Annotated in this window: 21 protein-coding genes and 1 pseudogene; 18 read left to right on the forward strand and 4 right to left on the reverse strand. The window is 66.4% G+C overall.

Going from position 1 to position 23,489, the window contains the following annotated elements:
• Positions 1–19 precede the first annotated feature (19 nt).
• The 5 genes from IP92_RS02865 to IP92_RS02885 all read left to right on the forward strand — a co-directional run bounded on the left by IP92_RS02865 (position 20) and on the right by IP92_RS02885 (position 3,637).
• The gene (locus IP92_RS02865) at positions 20–313 is read left to right on the forward strand and encodes a DnaJ domain-containing protein (protein WP_145872986.1); all 294 of its coding nucleotides are present in this window, start codon (positions 20–22) and stop codon (positions 311–313) included.
• A gap of 20 nt (positions 314–333) precedes the next feature.
• The gene (locus tag IP92_RS02870) at positions 334–840 is read left to right on the forward strand and encodes a hypothetical protein (protein WP_145872987.1); all 507 of its coding nucleotides are present in this window, start codon (positions 334–336) and stop codon (positions 838–840) included.
• A gap of 2 nt (positions 841–842) precedes the next feature.
• Positions 843–1,631, forward strand: coding sequence for a hypothetical protein (locus tag IP92_RS02875; protein WP_145872988.1), 789 nt, complete (start codon positions 843–845; stop codon positions 1,629–1,631).
• Positions 1,631–2,503 carry a hypothetical protein gene (locus IP92_RS02880; RefSeq protein WP_145872989.1) on the forward strand — a complete coding sequence of 291 codons (873 nt, stop codon included), beginning with the start codon at positions 1,631–1,633 and terminating at the stop codon, positions 2,501–2,503. The genes IP92_RS02875 and IP92_RS02880 overlap by 1 nt, the downstream gene beginning before the upstream one ends.
• A 153-nt stretch (positions 2,504–2,656) precedes the next feature.
• On the forward strand, positions 2,657–3,637 hold the full coding sequence (locus IP92_RS02885; RefSeq protein ID WP_145872990.1) for an IS1595 family transposase: 981 nt from the start codon (positions 2,657–2,659) through the stop codon (positions 3,635–3,637).
• A gap of 55 nt (positions 3,638–3,692) precedes the next feature.
• Here IP92_RS02885 and IP92_RS02890 read toward each other — a convergent pair whose 3' ends face one another.
• The gene (locus IP92_RS02890) at positions 3,693–4,589 is read right to left on the reverse strand and encodes a LysR substrate-binding domain-containing protein (protein ID WP_145872991.1); all 897 of its coding nucleotides are present in this window, start codon (positions 4,587–4,589) and stop codon (positions 3,693–3,695) included.
• Between the two features lie 95 nt (positions 4,590–4,684).
• Between IP92_RS02890 and IP92_RS02895 the strand changes: the two genes are divergently transcribed.
• Together IP92_RS02895 and IP92_RS02900 are read left to right on the forward strand one after the other, a co-directional pair.
• Positions 4,685–5,896 (forward strand): MFS transporter, encoded by a 1,212-nt coding sequence (locus IP92_RS02895; RefSeq protein ID WP_145872992.1) that lies wholly within the window; start codon positions 4,685–4,687, stop codon positions 5,894–5,896.
• A 118-nt stretch (positions 5,897–6,014) separates the two neighbouring features.
• Positions 6,015–6,338 carry a hypothetical protein gene (locus IP92_RS02900; protein ID WP_229418592.1) on the forward strand — a complete coding sequence of 108 codons (324 nt, stop codon included), beginning with the start codon at positions 6,015–6,017 and terminating at the stop codon, positions 6,336–6,338.
• A 125-nt stretch (positions 6,339–6,463) separates the two neighbouring features.
• Here IP92_RS02900 and IP92_RS02905 read toward each other — a convergent pair whose 3' ends face one another.
• Positions 6,464–7,693 (reverse strand): CaiB/BaiF CoA transferase family protein, encoded by a 1,230-nt coding sequence (locus IP92_RS02905; RefSeq protein ID WP_145872993.1) that lies wholly within the window; start codon positions 7,691–7,693, stop codon positions 6,464–6,466.
• A gap of 75 nt (positions 7,694–7,768) precedes the next feature.
• Between IP92_RS02905 and ugpQ the strand changes: the two genes are divergently transcribed.
• From ugpQ to IP92_RS02935, 6 genes are all read left to right on the forward strand, one after another.
• Positions 7,769–8,512, forward strand: coding sequence for a glycerophosphodiester phosphodiesterase (gene ugpQ / locus IP92_RS02910; protein WP_145872994.1), 744 nt, complete (start codon positions 7,769–7,771; stop codon positions 8,510–8,512).
• Positions 8,513–8,601: 89 nt separating this feature from the next.
• Entirely contained in the window at positions 8,602–11,211 is a 2,610-nt protein-coding gene (alaS, locus tag IP92_RS02915) for an alanine--tRNA ligase (RefSeq protein ID WP_145872995.1), read from the forward strand.
• A gap of 388 nt (positions 11,212–11,599) precedes the next feature.
• On the forward strand, positions 11,600–11,827 hold the full coding sequence (locus IP92_RS02920; RefSeq protein ID WP_130190229.1) for a sulfurtransferase TusA family protein: 228 nt from the start codon (positions 11,600–11,602) through the stop codon (positions 11,825–11,827).
• Positions 11,828–12,079: 252 nt separating this feature from the next.
• A complete protein-coding gene (locus IP92_RS02925) occupies positions 12,080–12,829 on the forward strand; it encodes an electron transfer flavoprotein subunit beta/FixA family protein (RefSeq protein ID WP_145872996.1) in 750 nt (249 codons plus the stop codon).
• Between the two features lie 116 nt (positions 12,830–12,945).
• Positions 12,946–13,878 carry an electron transfer flavoprotein subunit alpha/FixB family protein gene (locus IP92_RS02930; RefSeq protein ID WP_145872997.1) on the forward strand — a complete coding sequence of 311 codons (933 nt, stop codon included), beginning with the start codon at positions 12,946–12,948 and terminating at the stop codon, positions 13,876–13,878.
• 82 nt (positions 13,879–13,960) lie between these two features.
• Positions 13,961–15,751, forward strand: coding sequence for an acyl-CoA dehydrogenase (locus IP92_RS02935; protein ID WP_145872998.1), 1,791 nt, complete (start codon positions 13,961–13,963; stop codon positions 15,749–15,751).
• A 138-nt stretch (positions 15,752–15,889) separates the two neighbouring features.
• Here IP92_RS02935 and IP92_RS02940 read toward each other — a convergent pair whose 3' ends face one another.
• On the reverse strand, positions 15,890–16,324 hold the full coding sequence (locus IP92_RS02940) for an ester cyclase (protein ID WP_145872999.1): 435 nt from the start codon (positions 16,322–16,324) through the stop codon (positions 15,890–15,892).
• A 73-nt stretch (positions 16,325–16,397) separates the two neighbouring features.
• Between IP92_RS02940 and soxR the strand changes: the two genes are divergently transcribed.
• The 5 genes and pseudogenes from soxR to IP92_RS02965 all read left to right on the forward strand — a co-directional run bounded on the left by soxR (position 16,398) and on the right by IP92_RS02965 (position 23,057).
• A complete protein-coding gene (soxR, locus tag IP92_RS02945; RefSeq protein ID WP_145873303.1) occupies positions 16,398–16,850 on the forward strand; it encodes a redox-sensitive transcriptional activator SoxR in 453 nt (150 codons plus the stop codon).
• Positions 16,851–17,031: 181 nt separating this feature from the next.
• Entirely contained in the window at positions 17,032–20,475 is a 3,444-nt protein-coding gene (locus IP92_RS02950) for a PKD domain-containing protein (protein WP_145873000.1), read from the forward strand.
• 109 nt (positions 20,476–20,584) lie between these two features.
• A pseudogene (locus IP92_RS02955) lies at positions 20,585–21,208 on the forward strand (LysE family translocator).
• 239 nt (positions 21,209–21,447) lie between these two features.
• Entirely contained in the window at positions 21,448–21,672 is a 225-nt protein-coding gene (locus IP92_RS02960; RefSeq protein WP_145873001.1) for an MCP four helix bundle domain-containing protein, read from the forward strand.
• A 14-nt stretch (positions 21,673–21,686) separates the two neighbouring features.
• Positions 21,687–23,057: a methyl-accepting chemotaxis protein gene (locus tag IP92_RS02965; RefSeq protein ID WP_145873002.1), complete on the forward strand. Its 1,371-nt coding sequence runs from the start codon at positions 21,687–21,689 to the stop codon at positions 23,055–23,057.
• A gap of 3 nt (positions 23,058–23,060) precedes the next feature.
• Here IP92_RS02965 and IP92_RS02970 read toward each other — a convergent pair whose 3' ends face one another.
• Positions 23,061–23,480: a glycine zipper 2TM domain-containing protein gene (locus tag IP92_RS02970; protein WP_145873003.1), complete on the reverse strand. Its 420-nt coding sequence runs from the start codon at positions 23,478–23,480 to the stop codon at positions 23,061–23,063.
• Positions 23,481–23,489: the final 9 nt, after the last annotated feature.

A 23,489-nucleotide genomic window follows, 5' to 3' on the forward strand; every position in this document is an offset into this window, starting at 1 on the left:
TTGCGAACTGAGTTTCTTTATGGACAATTTGTACAACGTACTCGGCGTGGCGCCCAATGCGACGGACGACGAGATCAAGAAGGTCTACCGTTCGCTGGCGATGCGTTTCCACCCCGACCGCAACCCGGAACCGGGCGCCGACGCGCGCTTCAAGGCGATCGTCAAGGCCTACGAGGTGCTGTCCGATCCCGCCAAGCGGGAAGAGTACAACCAGAGCCTGAACCACCGGATCATCATCGATCCGGAAGCCGAAGCGTACCAGCTGTGGCGCTCCGTCTTCGGCCTGCACGGCGTGACGCTGCCGGCCGAATAAGCAATCAATCGAGAGTGAATATGAGAAGAGTACATCCGGAGTTCGCCTACCAGGCGCGCGAACTGGCCGAACAGATCGAGGGCGTGCTGGGCGATCCGCCCGATCGCAAGAACTACGCCGCGATGACGCAGGCGCTGGTGTCCGAATACGCCAAGGGCGGCGGCATCGAGGACCTGAACATGATGGCATTCGCGCTGGTCGACGTGATCGAGTTCCACGATCCGAAGGCGCTGCTGGCGGACGCCGAGGACTTCGAGTTCGGCGACCCGGCCCGCGTGTTCGGCGCGGCATCGTGCGCCGGCGCCGAGGCGAAGAAGATGCTCGAGGCGATCGAGGAAAACCATCCGGACCTGGGCCGCCAGGCCATCATCACGGCGTTCCTGCACAAGCACCCGCGCATGTGGGACGACGACGATACGTCGCTCGACCAGCTGGCGCAGGGCGACGAAGGCGACGACGTGGACGACGAGGAAAACACCGCGACGGAGGAATTCACGCGGATATTCGATCAGGAAGGAGAGCAGTAACGATGGCTGACAATGCGTCCGACAAGAACCTGCCGGCGATCAGCAAGCAGGTGACGGAGCTGGTGCTGGCAGGGTCGATTTCCCACGCCGAGCAGGCGTTCGCCGAGGCGGCCGAGCAGCATGGCGACCTGGCCGTGGCCGAGGTCCTGCAGAACATTCCGCCGCACGTCACCGCGCTGCACATGGCCGGCTTCGACGGCGGCAAGCTGTCGCTGGCGACATTGCTGGTGCCGCCGAAGGCCTGGGCCGAGAGCCTGGCCTACATCGCCGCCACGTGGAACGAGGACATGATCGAGGACGATCCCGAGCGCATCGCCGAATCGCTGTTCACGCACATCCACGGCGTGGTGTTCGGCACCGAGGACGAGGAGCGCCGCCGCGAGCTGCTGCAGGAAGCTTCGGCCACGGATCATGGCGCGACGGCATTCGCGATCGTGTTCTCGCTGGCACCGAAGGAGATGCTGGAAGTGGCTGGCGAAGTGATCTCGAAGGGTTCGTACATCACGGCCCAGTCGTCGTCCGACAGCGACATCGTGCCGCTGGCGGTGGCATTGGCGCAGGCCAGCGAGGATGGCTGGGACCGCGCGCTGTTCGAGCTGTTCCCCGAGTTCCGCCACAGCGCGGACCTGGCCGACGCCGAGTATTCCGACGATCCGGACGAAGAGGAACCGGCCGTACTGCAGCGCTCCACGAAGGAACTGCTGTACCGCCTGCGCAAGCAGGTGCCGAGCACCCGCAGCACGACGGCACGCGGCCCCCGCCGCAGCATCGGCACGGGGATCTTCAGCTGATGCTGCCGGCACTCGTACGCGAAAACCTGCCGAGACTGACGCGCGCGATCAAGCTGCTGCCGGGCGATACCCGCCCGGACGCGGCGGTGATCCTGGCCGACGAGCTGTCCGGCATCACGGCGATGGTCGCCGAGAAGTTCACCAACAACCGCACGTCGGAGGGCATCCAGAAGGCCGTCAACCTGACGGTGGGCGGCGTGTCGCTGGGCCTCGAGCAGCTGCTGTCGGTGGACAGCGATGCGGCCGCGCTGGACTTCCTCGTCGATAACGGCGCCGAAGCGGCGTTCCAGGCGGGTTTCCGGCAGCTGAAGGACCTGGCGGCAATGCCCGAGGACACGCTGGTGGGCGAATACGACCAGGACCCGGTGTACGCCCAGCGGCGCCTGCGCGACATCTTCTTCGACATCTGCCTGACGGACCCGAACGCGAACTGGGACGGCCCGGCGCGTTACCAGGAGCAGCTCAAGCAGCGCCTGGAAGCGCAGGCCGTCGTGCGGCTGGCGAACTGGCTACGGCGCCACAACACGGAAGGCCCCGTCAAGGACGTGGACCTGAACGCGGAAGGCGTGATCGCGCTGGCGATCATCTTTGCCGTCGAAGGGGGCGGGCGGATCGTCGCACGCACGGGCCAGAAGGAGTTCGAGCGCTTCGTGAAGGCGGTGCGCAAGAACAAGCCCGACTATGAAGCCGGCTGGGCCGACCTGGTGGCCGCCGTGCCGGCGCAGCACCACCCGGTGCTGCTGAACCGGATCGACGTCTACCGCACCAACTGCACGGTGCTGCAGCACATCCCCGGCCGCACGGCGATGAAGACGCTGTTTGCCGAGCTGGAAAACTACGCCGGCTCGGAGCTGGACGCGGACTACGACTGAAAAGTTGCCGGGAAAATGGGGTCTGTCACCATTTTTCGGGCAATCTTTCCTCGAAACCGGTGCCAGTCACCGGTTTTTTTATGGCGCTGTCACCCGAGCTGATGGAACCATCCGGCTCATCCGTTGTCATACCAACAGACAACGGGAGGAGCGATGGAGACCAAACGCTATGCAAAGGCCTGCGCACAGGTACGCGGCTGGCTGGCCGAACTAACCAATGCGCAACGCGCGGGCTTGCGGGCATTGCTCGACAACAGCGCGGCGCTGGCGCAATGCCTGCAACTGATCGCACAGCTGCGGCCTGTCACGTGTTGCCCGCACTGCGGGGATGCGCGGTTGTACCGGCACGGCATCGTCGGCGGGCTGCAACGTTACCGCTGCCGCGAGTGCCAGCGCAGCTTCAACGCGCTGACCAACACGTCGCTGACGTACCTGCGCCGGCGCGACGCGTGGCTGCCATATCTGCAAAGCATGCTCGACTCGCGCACGGTGCGCGCTGCCGCCACCGGCACGGGCATCCACCGCAACACGAGTTTTCGCTGGCGCCACCGGTTCCTGACCGAGGCGCGCAATGACAGGCCCGAGGAGCTGAAACACATCGTCGAGGCCGACGAGACTTACCTGCTCGAATCGCAGAAAGGATCGCGCCATCTGACCCGGCCGGCACGCCGACGGGGCGGCGTGGCGCACTCGCGCGGCATTACGAACGAACACGACTGCCTACTCGTGGCGCGCCAGCGCGGCGGCGGCACTTGCGACTGGGTGGCCGGGCGCGGCCAGATCACGACAACGACATTACGGCGCTGGTTGTGGCCGGTGCTGGCGTCGTCGGCTGTACTGGTCTCCGATGGTGCGGCGGCGTATCACAGCTTCGCCACCGTCACTGGGATCCGCCACGAGGCGGTCAATGTGCGGGCCGGCATCCGGGTGCGTGGTATCTATCATGTGCAGGGGGTCAATGCCTACCACAGCCGGCTGCACCAGTGGCTACGGACCTTCCGGGGCGTGGCCAGCCGCTACCTGGTCAACTACCTCGGCTGGCGCTACGCGCTCGATGGCGGCCGCATCGCCACGCCCGCCGCGTTGCTGGCCGCGGCGCTGGGCATCAGGACGGTGCCGGCCGTCCCGCCGTGAACAATTTTTTTCAGTCGAAGCAGGCTGTTCTACAAGTTCGGGTGACAGAGCCTTTTTATTCCTCCGCCGCGGCGGCTTCCGCCAGCGCGACGAACGCGTCGACCAGCGGCCCGCCGTCGTCGCTGCGCCGGGCCAGCAGTAAGGAGGTGGTCGCTGCCGGATCGGCCAGTGGCCGGTACACGACGCCTTCCATGTGGATCCCCTCGAATGAACTGGGCAGCACCGAGATGCCGCAGCCGGCGGCGACGAGGCCGATGATCGTCGATGCTTCGCCCGCTTCCATCGCGATCTGCGGCGTGAAGCCGGCGGCGCGGCACAAGCGGAAGATCTGCGGGTAGATGCCGGTGCCGGCGCCTTGCGGGAACACGACGAACGGCAAGCCTTCCAGGTCCTTCACGGCCACCTTCTTCTTTTTCGCCAGCGGCGAGTCGGCCGGCAGCACGAGGCGCAGCGGGTCGTGGCGCAGCTCCGTCAACGTGACGGTGTCGGGAATCGCCACGCTGACCGAGCGCACGAAGCCCAGGTCCAGCTCGCGCGCTTCCAGCTTCGCCAGCTGGGGCAGGGTGGCCAGTTCGTGGAAGGTCAGCAGCACGCCCGGATATTGCTGGCGGTAGCGCCGCACGACCTTCGCGAACAGCGGCGTGAACGGCGTCGAGAACGTGAAGCCCACCCGCAGTTCGCCCGCCTCGCCCAGCTGCGCGCGCCGCGCCGTCTCCTTCGCCTGCTCCGCCAGTGCCAGCACGCGGCGCGCATCGACCAGGAACAGCTTGCCCGCTTCCGTCAGCCGCACGCTGCGCTTGGTGCGTTCGAACAGCCGGGCGCCCATGTCCAGCTCCAGCGCCTGGATCTGCTGGGACAGCGGCGGCTGGCCGATGTGCAGCCGCTCGGCCGCCCGCGTGAAGCTCAGCTCCTCGGCGACGGCTACGAAATAGCGCAGGTGTCGCAGTTCCATCTTATCGTTTTGAAGTATTAATGACGCCTGAAATATATATTGGACAGTAATTACGGCCGATCCTACCATGCGCCCATCGACTCTGAAAGCACGTCATGGACCGCATCTCCCAAGCCAGCCCCGCCTTCCGCCGCACCAACCGGGCGCTGTTTTTCGGCGGCTTTTCCTGCTTCGCGCTGCTGTACTCGGTGCAGCCGCTGATGCCGCTGCTGGCGCACCGCTTCGGCTTGAGTCCGGCGCAAAGCAGCCTGTCGCTGTCCGTCTCGACGGGCGCGCTGGCCGTGTCGCTGCTGGGCTCATCGATCGTGTCGGACCGCATCGGCCGCAAGGGCCTGATGACGGCGGCGCTGTTCGTTGCGGCGCTGATGACGCTGCTGTGCGCGATCGCCCGCGACTATCCGCAACTGCTGGCGGCGCGCGCCCTGTTGGGCATCGCGCTGGGCGGCATGCCGGCGATTGCGATGGCCTACCTCAGCGAGGAAATCGAGCCGCAGTCGCTGGGCCTGTCGATGGGGTTGTACATCAGCGGCAGCGCATTCGGCGGCATGCTGGGGAGGGTCGTGACGTCGACGTTGTCCGACTTCTTCTCGTGGCGCGTGGCGCTGGGCGCGATCGGTGTGGCGGGCATCTATGCCGCATTCGAGTTCTGGCGCAGCCTGCCGCCGTCGCGCCACTTCAAGCCGACGCAGGGTGGCTGGGCCGACATGGCGGCCGGCCTGCGCCGCCACTTCGCCGACGACGGCCTGCCGTGGCTGTTCCTGCTGGCTTTCCTGCTGATGGGCTGCTTCGTCAGCGCCTACAACTTCATCGGCTTCCGGCTGCTCGGTGCGCCGTTTTCGCTGCGCCAGGGCCTCGTCGGCGGCATCTCGTTCCTGTACCTGCTGGGGATCTTCAGTTCCGTGTGGGCCGGGCGCCTGGCGGACCGCCTGGGCCGGCGCAAAGTGCTGTGGGCCACGATGTCGGCGATGCTGGCCGGCCTGCTGCTGACGTTGGCGGACAACCTGCTCGCGATCGTCGCCGGCATGGCGCTGTTCACGTTCTCGTTCTTCGCGTCGCACTCGATGACGAGCAGCTGGGTGGGCCGCCGTGCCCGCGCGCCGCAGGCGCTGGCCTCGGCGCTGTACCTGTTCTTCTACTACCTGGGCTCGAGCGCCGTCGGCTGGCTGTGCGGCGTGCTGTGGGCACGCGGCGGCTGGGGCGCGGTGGTCACGCTGCAGGCCGTGTGCCTGGGCGGCGGCCTGCTGGTCGCGCTGCGCCTGCGCAACCTGGCGCCCGTCGAAGCGGCGCTGTCCGCCCGTACCGCATGAACGTTGAGCCCGCTCAATGGTTGGGCGGGCTCAGGCAACCTTCCGCCGTTCTCCCTCTCCAAGCATACAGTGGCACCTTGCTGCCGCGCTTATTGACGGATCATCTCAGGAGGGGATCATGGGAGAACAGGAAATCCGCAGCCGCCTCAGTAGTATTCAGTTTGCCGTCGGCCAGGCCGCGCAGGCATTGTCCGCCGAGCGCCACCTGCCCGGCGAATTGCGCGACTACATCCAGAAGCTGGATCGTCAGTCCGATCGTATTACCGAGATCCTGGCGCTGCGCGACCAGGCACGCATCGTGAAGCTGGTTCAAGACATGGAGTTGCTGGGCGCGCGGGCATGCCGCGTCTGCAGCAGCGGGTTGCCGCTGTCCGGCCAGATGAAGTCGGCCGTCAGCCGCATGCACGACGAACTGGTCGCATTCAAGCAGCACCTGCACTGAGTTTGGGGGCGGCGCCGCGGCCGCAGGATGCGGCCTGCCGCACGGCTTACCCCGTGCCGTCCCGGCAGCGGCGCCTTTTCGGGCCGCCCCTCGTTATCGGAGGGGCGGTTTTTTTTGCCGCGGATTTACAGCACGCCGCGTGCCCGCAATGCCGCCACGTCTTCAAGGCTGCGGCCCAGCAGGCCGCACAGCACGTCCTCCGTATGCTGCCCCAGCGTCGGCGGCGCGGTGCGCACGTCGGCCGGCGTGCCGGACAAGCGCATCGGGCTCCTCACGAGCTTCGTGCTGCCGGCGGTCGGATGGGGCACGTCGACGACCATCTCGCGTGCCTGCACCTGCGGGTTCGCGAACACGTCGTGCAGGTCGTTGATCGGGCCGCACGGCACGCCGACGCCTTCCAGCAGCGCGATCCACTCGTCACGCGTCCTTTCCAGCACCATCGCGGCCAGCAGCGGCACGAGCACGTCGCGGTTCTGCACGCGCAGCGGATTGGTGGCGAAGCGGGGATCGCCTGCCAGTTCGGGGCGCCCGCCCGCCTCGACGAATTTCTGGTACTGGCCGTCGTTGCCGGTGGCGACGATGATGTGGCCGTCCGCGCAGGCAAACGTCTGGTAGGGCACGATGTTCGGATGCGCATTGCCCCAGCGCTTCGGCGGCTTGCCGCTGTTGAGGTAGTTGCTGCCCTGGTTCGCCAGCATCGCCACCTGCACGTCCAGCAGCGCCATGTCGATGTACTGGCCTTCGCCGGTGCGGTCGCGGTGGGCGAGGGCGGCCAGGATCGCGATCGTCGCGTACATGCCCGTCATCAGGTCCGTGAGCGCCACGCCGGCCTTTTGCGGCCCGCCGCCGGGCAGGTCGTCGCGCTCGCCCGTCACCGACATCAAGCCGCCCATGCCCTGGATCAGGAAGTCGTAGCCGGCGCGGTGGGCGTACGGCCCGTCCTGGCCGAAGCCCGTCACGGAACAGTAGACGAGGTCCGGCTTCACTTCGCGCAACGACTCGTAGTCGAGCCCATAGCGCTTCAGCTGGCCTACCTTGTAGTTCTCCAGCACCACGTCGGACTGGCTTGCCAGCTCGCGCACGATCTGCTGGCCTTCCGGCGTCGAGATGTCCAGCGTGACGGAGCGCTTGTTGCGGTTGGCCGAGAGGTAGTAGGCGGCTTCCTTCGTGTCGCGGCCGTCGGCATCCTTCGCGTACGGCGGGCCCCAGGCGCGGGTATCGTCGCCGGCGCCGGGGCGCTCGATCTTGATCACGTCCGCGCCCAGGTCCGCCAGGTTCTGCGAGCACCACGGGCCCGCCAGCACGCGGGACAGGTCCAGCACGCGCAGGTGAGCCAGCGCGCCGGTTCGGTTCATCGTCTCCATGTCGTTGTCATTTCATCATTTCAAAGGAGCGTAGCTTAACGCATCCGCCCGTGGTAGTGTTTCGGCATGTGGCCCTATCCAACGATGATCGCTCACCGGGGCGGCGGCACGACCGCGCCGGAAAACACGCTGGCCGCGCTGGCCGCCGGCCTGCGGCACGGCTATCACGCCGTGGAGTTCGACGTGATGCTGTCGCGCGACGGCATCGGCGTCGTTATGCACGACCCGGACTTCGGCCGTACCGTTCCGGGCTCCGGCAGCGTGGCCGCCACCGACGCAACCGACATCGCGCAACTGGACGCCGGCAGCTGGTTCGGCCCCGATTACGCGGGCGAGCGCGTGCCGCTGTTCGTGCCGTTCGCCGAGTTCTGCAAGGGCCACGGCATCTGGATGAACATCGAGATCAAGCCCGCGCCGGGCCATGACGAGGCGACGGGCCGCTACGTGGCCGCGACCGTCAAGCAGCTGTTCCCGCTCGAGAGCGATGCGACGAAGCTGCCGCTGCTGTCGTCGTTCAGCGCCACGGCGCTGGCCGCCGCCCGCGCCGCCGCGCCGGACCTGCCGCGCGCGCTGGCCTTTGGCGCGCTGCCGGACGACTGGGAAGGGCAGGCGCGCGAACTGGGCGTGCTGTCCGTGCACGTCGATCACGCCCACCTGACGCCCGCGCTGGCGCAAGCCGTCAAGGCGGCCGGGTTCGGGCTGTTTTGCTACACCGTCAACGATCCGGAGCGCGCCCGCGCTCTGCTGTCATGGGGCGTGGACGCCATCTGCACCGACCGGATCGACCTGCTGCCGGCGGACTTCAACTGACGAAATTCGTTGGCAGTCACGTATAATCGGCGTTTTGCACATTCAGCCAGGGCACGCGCGCGCGGTGTCCAAGTACCTAGCCAACCAACATGAAATCATCCGAAATCCGCGAGAAGTTCCTCAAATTCTTTGAGTCGAAGGGCCATACGATCGTCCGTTCCAGCCCGCTGGTGCCGGGCAACGACCCGACCATGTTGCTGACGAACTCCGGCATGGTGCAGTTCAAGGACGTGTTCCTGGGCCTGGACACCCGGCCGTACTCGCGCGCGACGACGGTGCAGCGCTGCGTGCGCGCCGGCGGCAAGCACAACGACCTGGAAAACGTGGGTTACACGGCGCGCCACCACACGTTCTTCGAGATGCTGGGTAACTTCAGCTTCGGCGACTACTTCAAGCGCGATGCGATCGCCTACGCGTGGGAACTGCTGACCAAGGTGTACATGCTGCCGGCCGAGAAGCTGACCGTCACCGTCTACCAGGAAGACGACGAAGCCTACGACATCTGGGCCAATGAGATCGGCGTGCCGAAAGAGCGCATCATCCGCATCGGCGACAACAAGGGCGCCCGCTACGCGTCGGACAACTTCTGGCAGATGGCCGACACCGGCCCTTGCGGCCCGTGCACCGAGATCTTCTACGACCACGGCGCGGAAATCTGGGGCGGCCCCCCGGGTTCGGCCGAGGAAGACGGCGACCGCTTCATTGAGATCTGGAACCTCGTGTTCATGCAGTTCAACCGCGACGAAGCGGGCAACATGACGAAGCTGCCGAAGCCGTGCGTGGACACGGGCATGGGCATGGAGCGCCTGGCCGCCGTGCTGCAGCACGTGCACAGCAACTACGAGATCGACCTGTTCCAGAACCTGATCCGCGCTGCCGCGCGTGAAACGCATACGGAAGACCTGGAAAGCAAGTCGCTGCGCGTGATCGCCGACCACATCCGAGCCGCGTCGTTCCTGATCGTCGACGGCATCATCCCGAGCTCGGAAGGCCACGGCTACGTCCTGCGCCGCATCATCCGCCGCGCGCTGCGCCACGGCCACAAGCTGGGCCAGACCAAGCCGTTCTTCTACAAGCTGGCCGCGGACCTGGACAAGGAAATGGGCGCCGCGTATCCGGAACTGACGGAGAAGCTGGCCTACGTGCAGCAGGTGCTGAAGACGGAAGAAGAGCGCTTCGGCGAAACGCTGGAAAACGGCATGAAGATCCTGGAAGCCCAGCTGGCGAAGGATCCGAAGAACCTCGACGGCGCCACCGCCTTCACGCTGTACGACACGTACGGCTTCCCGCTGGACCTGACGGCCGACATCTGCCGCGAGCGCGGCGTGACCCTGGACGAAGCGGGCTTCGACGCGGCGATGGAAAACCAGAAGAAGACGGCACGCGCGGCCGGCAAGTTCAAGATGGCCGCCAACGTCGAGTACAGCGGCGCGAAGACGACGTTCGTCGGCTACGAGCAGCTGGCATTCGATTCGACCGTGATCGCGCTGTATGCGAACGGCACGCCGGTGCAGGAACTGAAGGCGGGCGAGCCGGGCATCGTCGTGCTGGACACGACGCCGTTCTACGCCGAATCCGGCGGCCAGGTGGGCGACCAGGGCATCATCCAGAGCACGTCCGCGAAATTCACCGTGGAAGACACGCTGAAGATCCAGGCCGACGTGTTCGGCCAGCACGGGGTGCTGGAGACGGGCACGCTGAAAGTGGGCGACAAGGTGTCCGCGCAAGTGGACACCGTCAAGCGCGCCCGCACGATCCGCAACCACTCGGCAACGCACCTGATGCACAAGGCGCTGCGCGAAGTGCTGGGCGGCCACGTGCAGCAGAAAGGCTCGCTGGTCGATCCGGACAAGACCCGTTTCGACTTCAGCCACAACGCGCCGCTGACGCCTGAACAAATCGCGAAAGTGGAAGCGCTCGTCAACGCCGAGATCCTGGAAAACCACCCGACCAAGGCGCAGCACATGTCGTTCGACGACGCCGTCAAGCATGGCGCGATGGCGCTGTTCGGCGAGAAGTACGGCGACGAAGTGCGCGTGCTGGACATCGGCTCGTCGAAAGAGCTGTGCGGCGGCGTGCACGTGACGCGCACGGGTGACATCGGCCTCTTCAAGATCGTTTCCGAAGGCGGCGTCGCGGCCGGTATCCGCCGCGTCGAAGCCGTGACGGGCGAGGGCGCGCTGGCGCTGGTGCAGTCGATGGCGCGCCGCCTGAACGAAGCCGCGGCGGCATTGAAGTCGACGCCCGAAGAGCTGACTGGCCGGATCGCTCAGGTGCAGGACCAGGTCAAGACGCTGGAGAAGGAACTGAACGCGCTGAAGTCGAAGCTGGCATCCGGCCAGGGCGACGAACTGGCGACGCAGGCCGTCGACGTGAAGGGCATCAAGGTGCTGGCGGCAACGCTGGACGGCGCCGACGTGGCCGCGCTGCGCGAAACGATGGACAAGCTGAAGGACAAGCTGAAAACGGCCGCGATCGTGCTGGCATCGGTCTCCGGCGACAAGGTCAGCCTGATCGCCGGCGTCACGGCGGACTCCATCGGCAAGGTCAAGGCCGGCGAACTGGTGAACTTCGTTGCCCAGCAGGTGGGCGGCAAGGGCGGCGGCCGTCCTGACATGGCCCAGGCGGGCGGCACGAACCCGGCCGGCCTGCCGGCCGCGCTGGAAGGCGTCAAGGGCTGGGTCGAACAGCGCCTCTGAGCGGCTGTGTGAACGGGAAAGGGCGGCCGCGTGCCGCCCTTTTTACGTGTGGACAGCGCCGAACCTCACGATAGCAAGCCGCCAGCCACGGCGTGCCCGAGGTCGCGCTATATCAGTTCCGCTCACGCTGGCGCTCACTGTCACGGTGCACGTCGCGCCCCATCATGACGCAGTGCAGAAAACTCTTTTTTTCGCATATACTCGCGTTTTCAGTCGCTGGCTCCAGCACGTCTTTCCTTTCTTGTATCTGACGTTGCAAAAGTGCAACGAGGTACGATCTCTTTTGGTGCACCGCGTCAAGGGGCACTTTTTGGAGTAGACTGTCGCGACTCAGCACAATAATTGGTGAGAATCTTTGATGAGCGATACTTTACTCGACACCGAAATCATGGAATTTCATAAGGAAATCGACGCGCGGGGCTTGAACTGCCCGCTGCCGATCCTGAAGGCGAAGAAGGCGCTGGCCGAACTGGAGAGCGGTCAGGTGTTGCGCATCGTGGCAACCGACCCCGGTTCCGTGCGCGACTTCCAGGCGTTCGCCAAGCAGACCGGCAATCCTTTGTTGTCGCATGTCCAGCAGGGCGCTGAGTTCACTTTCCTGATGCAGCGTAAGTGAGCCTGCGACATCCATAAACCTCGCCCTCACAGGCGGACAGGGGACAGTTTCCTGGAAGCAGGACTGTCCCCTTGTTGCTGTTGGGCGCAATCCCTAATCTCTGCCGGTTGGCGACGTTGTCGAGCAAACAAAATTCTTTTTAGAGGACACCCACTAACCGGAAAACGCACGATCGTGCTTTAATTCTGTCGCGGCGTGGAAAACTCTCTATAATCTAGCCCATTTCACTATCACTTTTCCCAAAGGCATCCCATGAAAGTCCTGGTACCTGTCAAACGCGTGGTCGACTACAACGTCAAGGTGCGCGTGAAGTCCGACGGCACTGGCGTCGATATCGCCAACGTCAAAATGTCGATGAACCCGTTCGACGAGATCGCCCTGGAAGAAGCCACGCGCCTGAAGGAAGCGGGCAAGGTGACCGAGATCGTGGCGGTGTCCGCCGGTGTGGCGCAGTGCCAGGAAACGCTGCGTACCGGCATGGCCATCGGTGCCGACCGCGGCGTGCTGATCGAAACCTCCGCCGAGCTGGAGCCGCTGGCCGTCGCCAAGCTGCTGAAAGCCCTGGCCGACAAGGAACAGCCGCAACTGATCATCCTGGGCAAGCAGGCCATCGACGACGATTCGAACCAGACGGGCCAGATGCTGGCAGCGCTGCTGGGCTGGCCGCAAGCGACGTTCGCGTCGAAAGTGGTGCTGGAAGACGGCAAGGTCACCGTGACCCGTGAAGTGGACGGCGGCCTGGAAACCGTGGCCCTGACCCTGCCGGCGATTGTGACGACCGACCTGCGCCTGAACGAGCCGCGCTACGTGACGCTGCCGAACATCATGAAGGCGAAGAAGAAGCCGCTGGAAACCGTGAAGCCGGAAGACTTGGGTGTCGACGTGACGCCGCGCCTGAAGACGATCAAGGTCACCGAGCCGCCGAAGCGCTCGGCCGGCATCAAGGTCCCGGACGTCGCCACGCTGGTGTCGAAGCTGCGCACCGAAGCCAAGGTTATCTAAACAACGGCGAGCCCGTAACGCTTACATCTACCCCAGACCCAAAACCTGGGGTCAGACCCGACGGGTCTGACCCCGGCTTCTGCCTCTGGGGTAAAAAAACAGACAAGGAATACATCATGGTCGCACTCGTCATCGCAGAACACGACAACGCCAGCCTGAAAGGCAGCACCCACCACACCGTCACCGCCGCTGCGCAAGCGGGCGGCGAAGTCCACGTGCTGGTCGCCGGCTCGAACGCTGCCGCCGCCGCACAGCAAGCCGCGCAGATCGCCGGCGTCACGAAGGTGCTGCTGGCCGACGCGCCGCACTTCGCCGACGGCCTGGCCGAGAACGTCGCCGAACAGATCCTGGCAGTTGCCGGCAGCTATTCGCACATCCTGGCCCCGGCCACCGCGTACGGCAAGAACATCCTGCCGCGCGTCGCCGCCAAGCTGGACGTCGCCCAGATCTCCGAGATCACCAAGGTCGATTCGCCGGACACGTTCGAGCGCCCGATCTACGCCGGTAACGCGATCGCCACCGTGCAATCGTCGGACAAGGTCAAGGTCATCACCGTCCGTACCACGGGCTTCGATTCCGCTGCCTCCACGGGCGGCTCGGCCGCCGTCGAAAACGTGACGGCCGTTGCCGACTCGGGTAAATCGTCGTTCGTTGGCCGCGAAGTGGCCAAGTCCGACCGTCCGGAACTGACCGCCGCGAAGATCATCGTGTCCGGCGGCCGCGGCATCGGCTCGGCCGAGAACTTCAAGGTCCTGGAACCGCTGGCGGACAAGCTGAACGCCGCAATGGGCGCCTCGCGCGCCGCCGTCGATGCGGGCTTCGTGCCGAACGACTGGCAGGTGGGCCAGACCGGCAAGATCGTCGCGCCTTCGCTGTACATCGCCGTCGGTATCTCCGGCGCGATCCAGCACTTGGCCGGCATGAAGGATTCGAAGACGATCGTCGCGATCAACAAGGATCCGGAAGCGCCGATCTTCTCGGTGGCCGACTACGGCATCGTGGGCGACCTGTTCGAAGTCGTGCCGGCACTGGTCAAAGAACTGGGCTGATCCCGACAAAGGATACCTACCGAGCCACGCTGGCCAGGCCCATTGAGCCTTGCCACCGTGGCTTTTTTCTTGGAGAGACATAATGAGCTACAACGCCCCGATCAAGGACATGCTGTTCGTGATGAACGAACTGGCGAACATCGATGCCGTCAGCGCGCTGCCCGGCTGCGAGGACGCGACGCGTGAAACGGCCGAAGCCGTGCTGGAAGAAAACGCGAAATTCGTCAGCGGCGTCATCGCGCCGCTGAACCACGCCGGCGACAAGGAACCGAGCTTCTGGCACGACGGCCAGGTTACGACGACGAAGGGCTTCAAGGAAGCGTTCCGCCAGTTCGCGGACGCCGGCTGGCAAGGCTTGCAGCACCCGCAGGACTTCGGCGGCCAGGGCTTGCCGAAGCTGATCGGCACGCCGTGCGTCGAGATGCTGCACGGTGCGAACCTGTCGTTCGCGCTGGTGGCGCTGCTGTCGGACGGCGCGATCGAAGCGCTGATGACGGCCGGCAGCGATGAGCAGAAGGCCACGTTCCTCGAGCCGCTCGTCACGGGCAAGTGGACGGGCACGATGAACCTGACGGAGCCGCAGGCCGGCTCCGACCTGGCCGCCGTGCGCACCCGCGCCGAGCCGCAGGGTGACGGCACGTACAAGATCTTCGGCACGAAGATCTTCATCACGTACGGCGAACACGACATGGCCGAGAACATCGTCCACCTCGTGCTGGCCCGCACGCCGGATGCGCCGCCGGGCGTGAAAGGCATCTCGCTGTTCATCGTGCCGAAGTTCATGGTCAATGCGGACGGCACGCTGGGTGCGCGCAACGACGTGCATTGCGTGTCGATCGAGCACAAGCTGGGCATCAAGGCCAGCCCGACGGCGGTGCTGCAGTTCGGCGACCATGGCGGTGCGATCGGCACGCTGGTGGGCGAAGAGAACCGCGGCCTCGAATACATGTTCATCATGATGAACGCGGCCCGCTTCGGCGTCGGCATGCAGGGCATCGGCCTGGCGGAGAACGCGTACCAGAAGGCCGTCGCGTTCGCGAAGGAGCGCGTGCAGTCGCGCGACCTGGCGGGATCCGCCGGCCCGGTGACGATCATCCACCACCCAGACGTGCGCCGGATGCTGATGTCGATGCGCGCGCAGACGGAAGCCGCGCGGGCGCTGGCCTACGTGGGCGCAGGCATCCACGACATCGCCCATCACCACGCGGATGAAGAGACGCGCGCGGCGAACCAGGCGATCTACGAGTACCTGGTACCCGTCATCAAGGGCTGGTCGACGGAGATGAGCGAGAACGTCGCCCGCGACGGCGTGCAGGTGCACGGCGGCATGGGCTTCATCGAAGAGACGGGCGCCGCGCAACACTATCGCGACGCGAAGATCCTGACGATCTACGAAGGCACGACGGCGATCCAGGCCAACGACCTCGTGGGCCGCAAGACGCTGCGCGACGGCGGTAAAGTGGCCAAGCACCTGATCGCGCAAGTGCGCGCGACGGCCACGCAGCTGGGCGAACTGGATGGCGCCGATTTCGCGGCCATCCAGGGACGGCTCGAGCAGGGCGCGGCCGACCTGGAAGCGGTCGTCGACTTCGTGCTGGCGAACGCCAAGAGCGACGTCAAAGCCGTTTTCGCGGGCAGCGTGCCTTACCTGAAGCTGGCCGGCGTCGTGCTGGGCGGCTGGCAGATGGGCCGCGCCGCCGTGATCGCGCAGCAGAAGCTCGCTGGCGGCGACGGCGACCAGGCGTTCTTCCAGGCGAAGATCGCCACGGCGCGCTTCTTCGCCGACCACATCCTGGCCCAATCGACGGCGCTGCGCGCCTCGATCGTCGACGGCCACGCCGGCGTGCTGGCGCTGCCGGAAGAGATGTTCTAAGCAGCGTTACAGCCCAGCCCGTGTCCTGCTGGGGTCAGACCCGGACAGGACACGGACTGGGCTGCTATTACGGCTGAGGCTGTGTCCTGTCCGGGTCAGACCCCAGAAGTGAAGAAGTGGACACGGGCTCAGCCGTAGTTACAACGGCTTGCTCGGGCTGGCGAACGCGCGGGGGACTGCGCCGATCTGCTGCAGCACGCCCAGCCGGTCCGCCTGCAGCCACGTGCGGATGATCTGGCCGTCGCGCAGCTGGAAGATCACGTTGCCGGTCTGCGTTACCCGGGCGCCGCTCGGTGGCAGGCCGACGAACGGGCCGCCGTGCAATGCGTGAAACGTCCAGCGGGCCGCGACGCGGTCGCCTTCGCCAAACAAATCCTCCAGATGGAAACGCACGCCGGGAAAACCGGTGCGTACCGCGTCGATCGTGGCGCGGTATTCGTGCGGGCCGCGCTCGCCTTTCGGGCCCGTGAAGTCCGGCGCGATCAGCCGCTCCAGCATGTCCAGCCTTCCCGCGTTGATGCAATCCTCGTACAGCGTGCGGACCACTTCCTTGTTCTGCTCGACCGTGTTCATCCGTCTTCTCCATTTGACCAAGATTGCCGACGAGTGTAAAACCTCAAGCTAAGTTAAGGTCAAGGAGAAAATGATGGGAAAGGTAAATCCCGAAGACGTCGGCAAGCCGCTCTCCGTCGGCGAGGTCGCGCGGCGCAGCGGCGTGGCCGTCTCCGCGCTGCATTTTTACGAGAGCCGTGGCCTGATTCGCAGCGTGCGCAGCGCCGGCGGGCAGCGCCGCTATGGGCGCGACGTGCTGCGCCGGGTTGCCGTCATCAAGGCCGCGCAGCGGATCGGCATTTCGCTGACGACGATCAGCGCCGCGCTTGCCGAGCTGCCGGAAGGCCATGCGCCGACGGTCGCGGACTGGACGCGCCTGTCCACCGCCTGGCGGGCGGACCTCGACGAGCGTATCGCCCAGCTGACGAAGTTGCGTGACCAGCTGGACGATTGCATCGGCTGCGGCTGCCTGTCGATCGAGGCGTGCCGGCTGCGTAATCCGCTCGACGAGCTGTCGGAGCAGGGCAGCGGCGCCCAGCTGTTGTAGCCGCGCGGCCGTGCGACGCGCGTGCAACGGATCTGTCATCAAACTGTCGAACGAGTTGAGGTGTTTTGTCATGCCGCTTCAACCACGGCAGGGCTTCCTGTACGCTTTCTGACGTTGCCCCGCAGCAAGGGGCGTCCCGCTCACGCGGCCCGGCGCGGCCGCCAAATGCTCGAGATCAGTCATGAAACAGCCTGTCAGGAAGACCTCGTTGCTGGTGACACTGGCCGCGCTGGCCGGATGCCTCGCCGGCAGCGCCGCAGCCGCCACGAACGCGGCGCCCGTGCCCGTACCGCGCTGGGAGCAGTTCCCCGGGGAGCCCATCATCGTGTTCGGTGGCGGCGACTCCACGGACCCCGACGGCCACGTGATCGCGTGGACCTGGAAGTTCGGCGACGGCCAGACGGGCAGCGGCCCGGACGCGGCGCACATGTATGCCAAGGCCGGCAGCTACCAGGCCACGCTGACGGTGCAGGACGACCAGGGCGCGAGTGCCAGCAAGACGTTCGCCGTCACCGTGCAGCCGAAACCGAACATGCTGCCCGAAGCGGCCGGCACGGCCAGCGCCGTTCCCGCCACGTTGACGGCGAACTTCGACGCCAGTGCATCGCGCGACCCGGACGGGCGCATCGTCACGTACCTGTGGGCCTTCGGCGACGGCACGCAAGCGAAGGGCGCGAAGCTCGCCCACGCTTACAAGGCCGCCGGCACGTATGCGGCCACGCTGACCGTTACCGATGACCGCGGCGGCATCGCGAAGCTGAACGTGCCCGTCACCGTAGTCGGCAACCTGGCGCCCGTCGCGGCGGCATCCACGCGGCCCGTGTCGGGCAAGCTGGCGATCGAGTTCGACGCCGCCGCGTCCACCGACAGCGACGGCAGCATCGCCCGCTACGTATGGAACTTCGGCGACGGCACCAGCGGCACCGGCGTCTACGCCTCCCACACGTATGCGCAGGCCGGCCACTACACGGCCACGCTGACCGTCACGGACAACCTGGGCAAGACGGCCAGCCTCGCGCTGCCCGTCGACGTCACCGGCGCCACGATCGCCAACACGCCGTGGGTGACGGGTTACTACGCCGGCTGGTTCTGGAACGACTACCAGCCGCAGCACATCGACATGAGCGCGATGACGCACGTCGTGTTCGGCCGCGTCGCACCGGGCGGCGGCACGTTGGGCGGCAAACCCGGCGAGATCATGCGCGGCGCGGGCACGGCCCACGAGCCGGGCCACCTGCCCGCGAACGTCAGCACGAAGAGCGTCGAGGACTACCTGGTGCAGCGCGCCCACGGGGCCGGCATCAAGGCGCTCCTGATGTTGGGCGGGAACGACGATGGTGCCGGCTTCGCCGCGTCGACGACGGCCGCGATGCGCCAGACCTTCATCGCGAACCTGCTGAACTACCTGGCAGCGCACGACTACGACGGCGTCGACGTCGACTGGGAGGACCGGCTCGAGACGGCCGCCGACCAGCAGCAGCTGATTGCGCTGATCACGGAGCTGAAGGCGGCGGCCGCGTTCCATGCGCGCTACCGCGACCGGCCGCTGCTCGTCACGTGGCCGACCAGCATCCTGAACATGAACTACGACGTGGTCCCGCCGTGGAAGGTGCAGGTTGCCCAGCTGGTGGACCAGTTCAACATCATGACCTACGAGATGGCGTTCGGCCACGGCGGCTGGACGACGTGGCACTTCGCGCCCATCGGCGGACAGTCCGGCACGCACCCGAGCGACATCTCGAGCACCGTGCAGGCCTACGTCGATGCCGGCATCCTGCCCGCGAAGATCGGCATCGGCATCGGCTTCTATGGCCTCAGCTACACGCCGCCGGCAACGGGCCCGAACCAGGTCGTCACGCTGCAGGAATCGAACGACGCCACGTGGAGCTACGCGAACCTCGTCAACGGCGGCTTCCTGGCGGCCGGCACGTACGTGTGGGACGACGTCGCGCAGATGGGCTACCGCTCCTATCCGGGCGGCTTCACGGGCCATGCGCAGTACAACTGGGGCACCTCCGGCTTCCTCAGCTACGAAGACCCGGCCAGCATCGCCGCCAAGGGCAAGTGGGTGCGCGGCAAGGGGCTGGGCGGCACCGTGCTGTGGACCATCAACTACGGCAGCCCTGACGGCTTGAACAACCCGTTGCTGAACGCGGTGAAGCAGTCCTTCCTGCTGGGAGCGGACAGCGTGCAACCGTTCGCCCGCATGACGTCGGCGATGCCGTCCGCCAGCGTGCTGCGCATCGACTTCGACGGCAGCGCGTCGCGCGACGTCAACGACCAACCGGTAACCGGCTACGCATGGAACTTCGGCGACGGCGCCAGCGCCGCCGGGGCGACCGTTGGCCACACGTATGCGCAGCCGGGCGACTACCTGGTGACGCTGACGGTGACCGATGCGGCCGGCGTCAGCGCATCCACGGCGGCATCCGTGCGCGCCGACTTCCCGCCGCCGCCGGACACGTTGCCGCCGCTGGAACCCGTGCCCGCCGCGAACGGCGCGCTGCCGTGGGTCACTGCCTACTATGCCGGCTGGTTCTGGCCGGACTACGCGCCGCAGTACGTCGACATGAGCGCGCTGACGCACTATGTGTTCGGCCGCGTCGCGCCGGGCGGCGGCACGCTGGGCGGACAGCCGGGCGACGTCGTCAAAGGCGGCGGCACGGCGCACGATGCCGGCACGCTCGGCACGGTGAGCCCGAAGAGCGTCGAGGACTACCTCGTCGAGAAGGCCCACGTGGCCGGCAGGAAGGCGCTGTTGATGATCGGCGGGATGGGCGACGGCCAGGGCTTCCTGCGTTCGACGGCGCCCAGCGTGCGCCCGGCGTTCGTGAAGAACGTGCTCGATTACCTGGAGGCGCACGACTACGACGGCATCGACGTCGATTGGGAAGACGTGCTCGATACGGAGCAGGCACACTTCCGGCTGACGGCGCTGATCGCCGACCTGCGTGCCGGAGCAAAACTGCGCACGCGCTGGCAGGACGGCTCGTTCCTGATCACGTTCCCGAACTACGCGATGAACATGAACTACGAGACGGTGCCGGCGTGGAAGGTGACGATCGCGTCGCTCGTCGACCAGTTCAACCTGATGAGCTATGCGCTGGGCTTCGCGGCGGACGGCTGGAGCACGACGACCTTCAGCCCCATCGAAGGCCATACGGCAAGCCATCCGATGGACCTGGCGTCGAGCCTGCAGGCTTACCAGAACGCCGGCATCGACCGCAGGAAGCTGGGCATCGGCATCGGCTTCTACGGCATGAGCTATGCGCCGCCCGTCACGGGGCTGGACCAGCCGGTGACGGCACTGTCGTCGAGCGATACGGCATGGAGCTGGGCGAACCTCGTCAACGGCGGCTTCCTCAGTCACGGCACCTATCACTGGGACGACACGGCGAAGATGGGCTACCGCGTCTACCCGGGCGGCTACCAGGGCACGGCCCAGTACAACCGCGAGATCTCCGGCATGCTGACCTACGAGGACGAGAACAGCATCGCCGCGAAGGGCAGCTGGGTGCGCGCCACGGGGGCCGGCGGCGCGATCATCTGGACGATCAACTACGGCAGCGCCGACGGCCGCACGAATCCGCTGATGAATGCGGTGAAGGGAGCGTTCCTGAAGTAAGCCTGGGTACTCCTGTGCCGGGCTCCTTCATTGCCTTGGCCCCGCCTGCGCAAGCCGGCGGGGCTTTTTTTCGTTGATAGAATGGCGCGATCACCGCCAGGAGAATGCGATGGAACTCTCGACACTGCTGCTGTTCGTCCCGGCCTGCTTCGCGCTCAATCTCGCGCCAGGGCCCAATAACCTGCTCTCGGTCAGCAATGCCACGCGCTACGGTTTTCGCGCGTCGTGCAGCGCGGCGCTGGGTCGCCTGCTGGCGTTTGCCGGCATGATCGCGCTGGCCGCCAGCGGCCTGGCCGTTGTGCTGCACGCGTCGGAGACGCTGTTCTACGCGATCAAGATCGCCGGCGCGTGCTACCTGTTCTGGCTTGCGTGGCAGTTGTGGCACGCCGCGCCCGCGCCCGAGGAGGAGGGCACGGCATCGGCGGGCGGCTTCTGGCGCCTGGCGCGGTAGGAGTTCTTCGTCGCCGCCGGCAATCCGAAGGCGATCCTGATCTTCACGGCCTTCCTGCCGCAATTCGTCGATCCGGGGCGGCCGATGGCGCCGCAGTTCGCGTTGCTGGGCGTGCTGTTCCTCGTGTTCGAGATGGTTGCCGGGGCCGTGTATGCGGCGATCGGCACGAAGCTGCGGCGCTGGTTCGCCGCGCCGCGCGGCAAGCGGATCTTCAACCGTACGTGCGCGGGGCTGCTGTCCGGCGCGGGCCTCGGGCTGCTGCTGGCCCGGCGCGCGTCGTAGCGCGCCGTGGCAGGCGGCAGTGGGGCCGCGTTCCATCCCGCCATCCCAAATTTGATTAAAAGCTACGTTATCTGCACGAAAACTGTTGGTTTGACTCATCAATTTGATGAATTTGATCAATAATCGTTGACCTGGAGAAATTCAAACGGCAGTATCCATTCCGAGGGGCTCAAATTCGTCAAATTGCTGGCTGCCAGTGATTTCCGTCGAATGGCCTGGTCAAATCAACGGGGATGGATATGAAGCTCGGAAATTGGAAAATCGGCACGCGCATGTTGGCAGGGTTCGGCGCGGTATTGGCGTTGCTCGTGGCGGTCGCTGCGCTCGGCATCGGCAGCATGGGCGGCCTGCAGTCGCGGCTGCGCGAGATCACTGGCGTCAACAACGCGGAGATCCGCGAGGCCAGCACGATGCGCACGATGGTGGACGACCGCATGATCGCGCTGCGCAACGTGGCCTGCTGACCGAGCCGGAAGCCATGGCCGCGGAAGTGAAGCGGATCGAGGGCGATGCCAGCCGCTACGCGGAGGCGGCTGGCCGGTTGGCCGAGCTGTTCAAGCGCTACGGCGCATCCGCCGAGGAGCGCGCGCTGTTCGACGAGGCGCACGCCGCCGCGCAGGAAATCGCACCGCTGATGGAGAAGGCGATCCGGCTCGGCCTGGCCAACGATACTGCCGGTGCCACCGCTGCCCTGGTGGGCGAGGTGCGGCACGTGCAACGCAAATGGGCGGACGCACTGACCGGCCTCGTGGCAATGGAGGAAAAGCTCAATGAGGACAAGCGGCTGAAGGCCGAGCAGTCCTACGAGTCGGCGGTGGCGCTCGTGATCGGGCTGGCGCTGGCCGCCTTCGCGGCCAGCTTCGCGATCGCCTGGTTCACGGCGCGCTCGATCACGCGGCCGCTGGCGCAGGCCGTCGGCATCGCGCAGACGGTGGCGGCGGGCGACCTGCGCTCCCGCATCGATGTGCGCAGCACCGACGAGACGGGTCAGCTGCTGGCGGCGCTCGGCACGATGAGCGACAGTCTGGCGGGCATCGTCACGCGGGTACGGCAGGGCACCGACACGATCGCCACCGCATCCAGCGAGATCGCCAGCGGCAACCTGGATCTGTCGTCGCGCACCGAGCAGCAGGCGGGTTCCCTGGAAGAGACGGCGTCGTCGATGGAAGAGCTGGCGGCGGCCGTCACCCACAATGCCGACAGCGCCCGGCAGGCCAACGAGATGGCCGTCGCGGCATGCGATGTCGCGGCGCGCGGCGGTGCCGCCGTCGGCGAAGTGGTGCGGACGATGGAAGCGATCGATGCGTCGGCCAAGAAGATCGTCGACATCATCGCCGTCATCGACGGCATCGCGTTCCAGACCAATATCCTGGCGCTGAACGCGGCGGTCGAGGCGGCGCGGGCCGGTGAACAAGGGCGCGGCTTCGCCGTCGTCGCGGCCGAGGTGCGCAACCTGGCGCAGCGCTCGGCCAGCGCGGCGCGCGAGGTGAAGGCATTGATCACGGATTCGGTGGGCCAGGTGGAGCAGGGCGCCACACTCGTCGGCAAGGCCGGCGCCACGATGCGGGAAGTGGTGGACAGCGTGCAGCGCGTGACGCGCATCATCGGCGAGATCAGCGGCGCGACCGGCGAGCAGGAGGCGGGCATCCATCAGGTCAACCAGGCCGTCATCGAGATGGATGGCGTGACGCAGCAGAATGCCGCGCTGGTGGAGGAAGCCGCCGCGGCGGCGGCTTCGCTGCAAAGCCAGGCCGGGGAACTGGCCGCCGTGGTCGGCGTGTTCAAGCTGCCCGGCGAAGGGGAAGGCACGGCACACGCACAGCGTGCGCCGGTACTGCTGGCGGCCTGACGATCAGCCGCGCACGATGCTCGGGCCTTCGCGGTGCACGCGGTCGCCCTTGCGCATATGTGGGTCGTCGCGGAAGTGGAACGTGCCCGTGCGGCCGTTCTCGTAACGCACGGTGACGGTCCACGTCTTCACCTTGTTCATCTTGCCTTCGATGTGCTTGCCCGCGTAGGCGCCGCCGACGGCACCGGCCACGGTGGCTAGCTGGCGGCCCGTGCCGCTGCCGACCTGGTTACCCAGCAGGCCGCCGGCCAGGCCGCCGACGATCACGCCGGTGGCGCCGCCCTTGCCGTCCTGCTCCGTGATGCGCACGCCGGTGACCCTGCCGCAGTCGTCGCACACGTTGCGGCGGTGGTGCGGGTCGGCGTGGGCGCCCGCCATCATCGAGGTCAGGGCAAGGGCGATCAGGGTGGTGCGTGGTTTCATGATGTGCTC

Source organism: Pseudoduganella flava, assembly GCF_007830495.1.
Lineage (GTDB): Bacteria > Pseudomonadota > Gammaproteobacteria > Burkholderiales > Burkholderiaceae_D > Rugamonas > Rugamonas flava.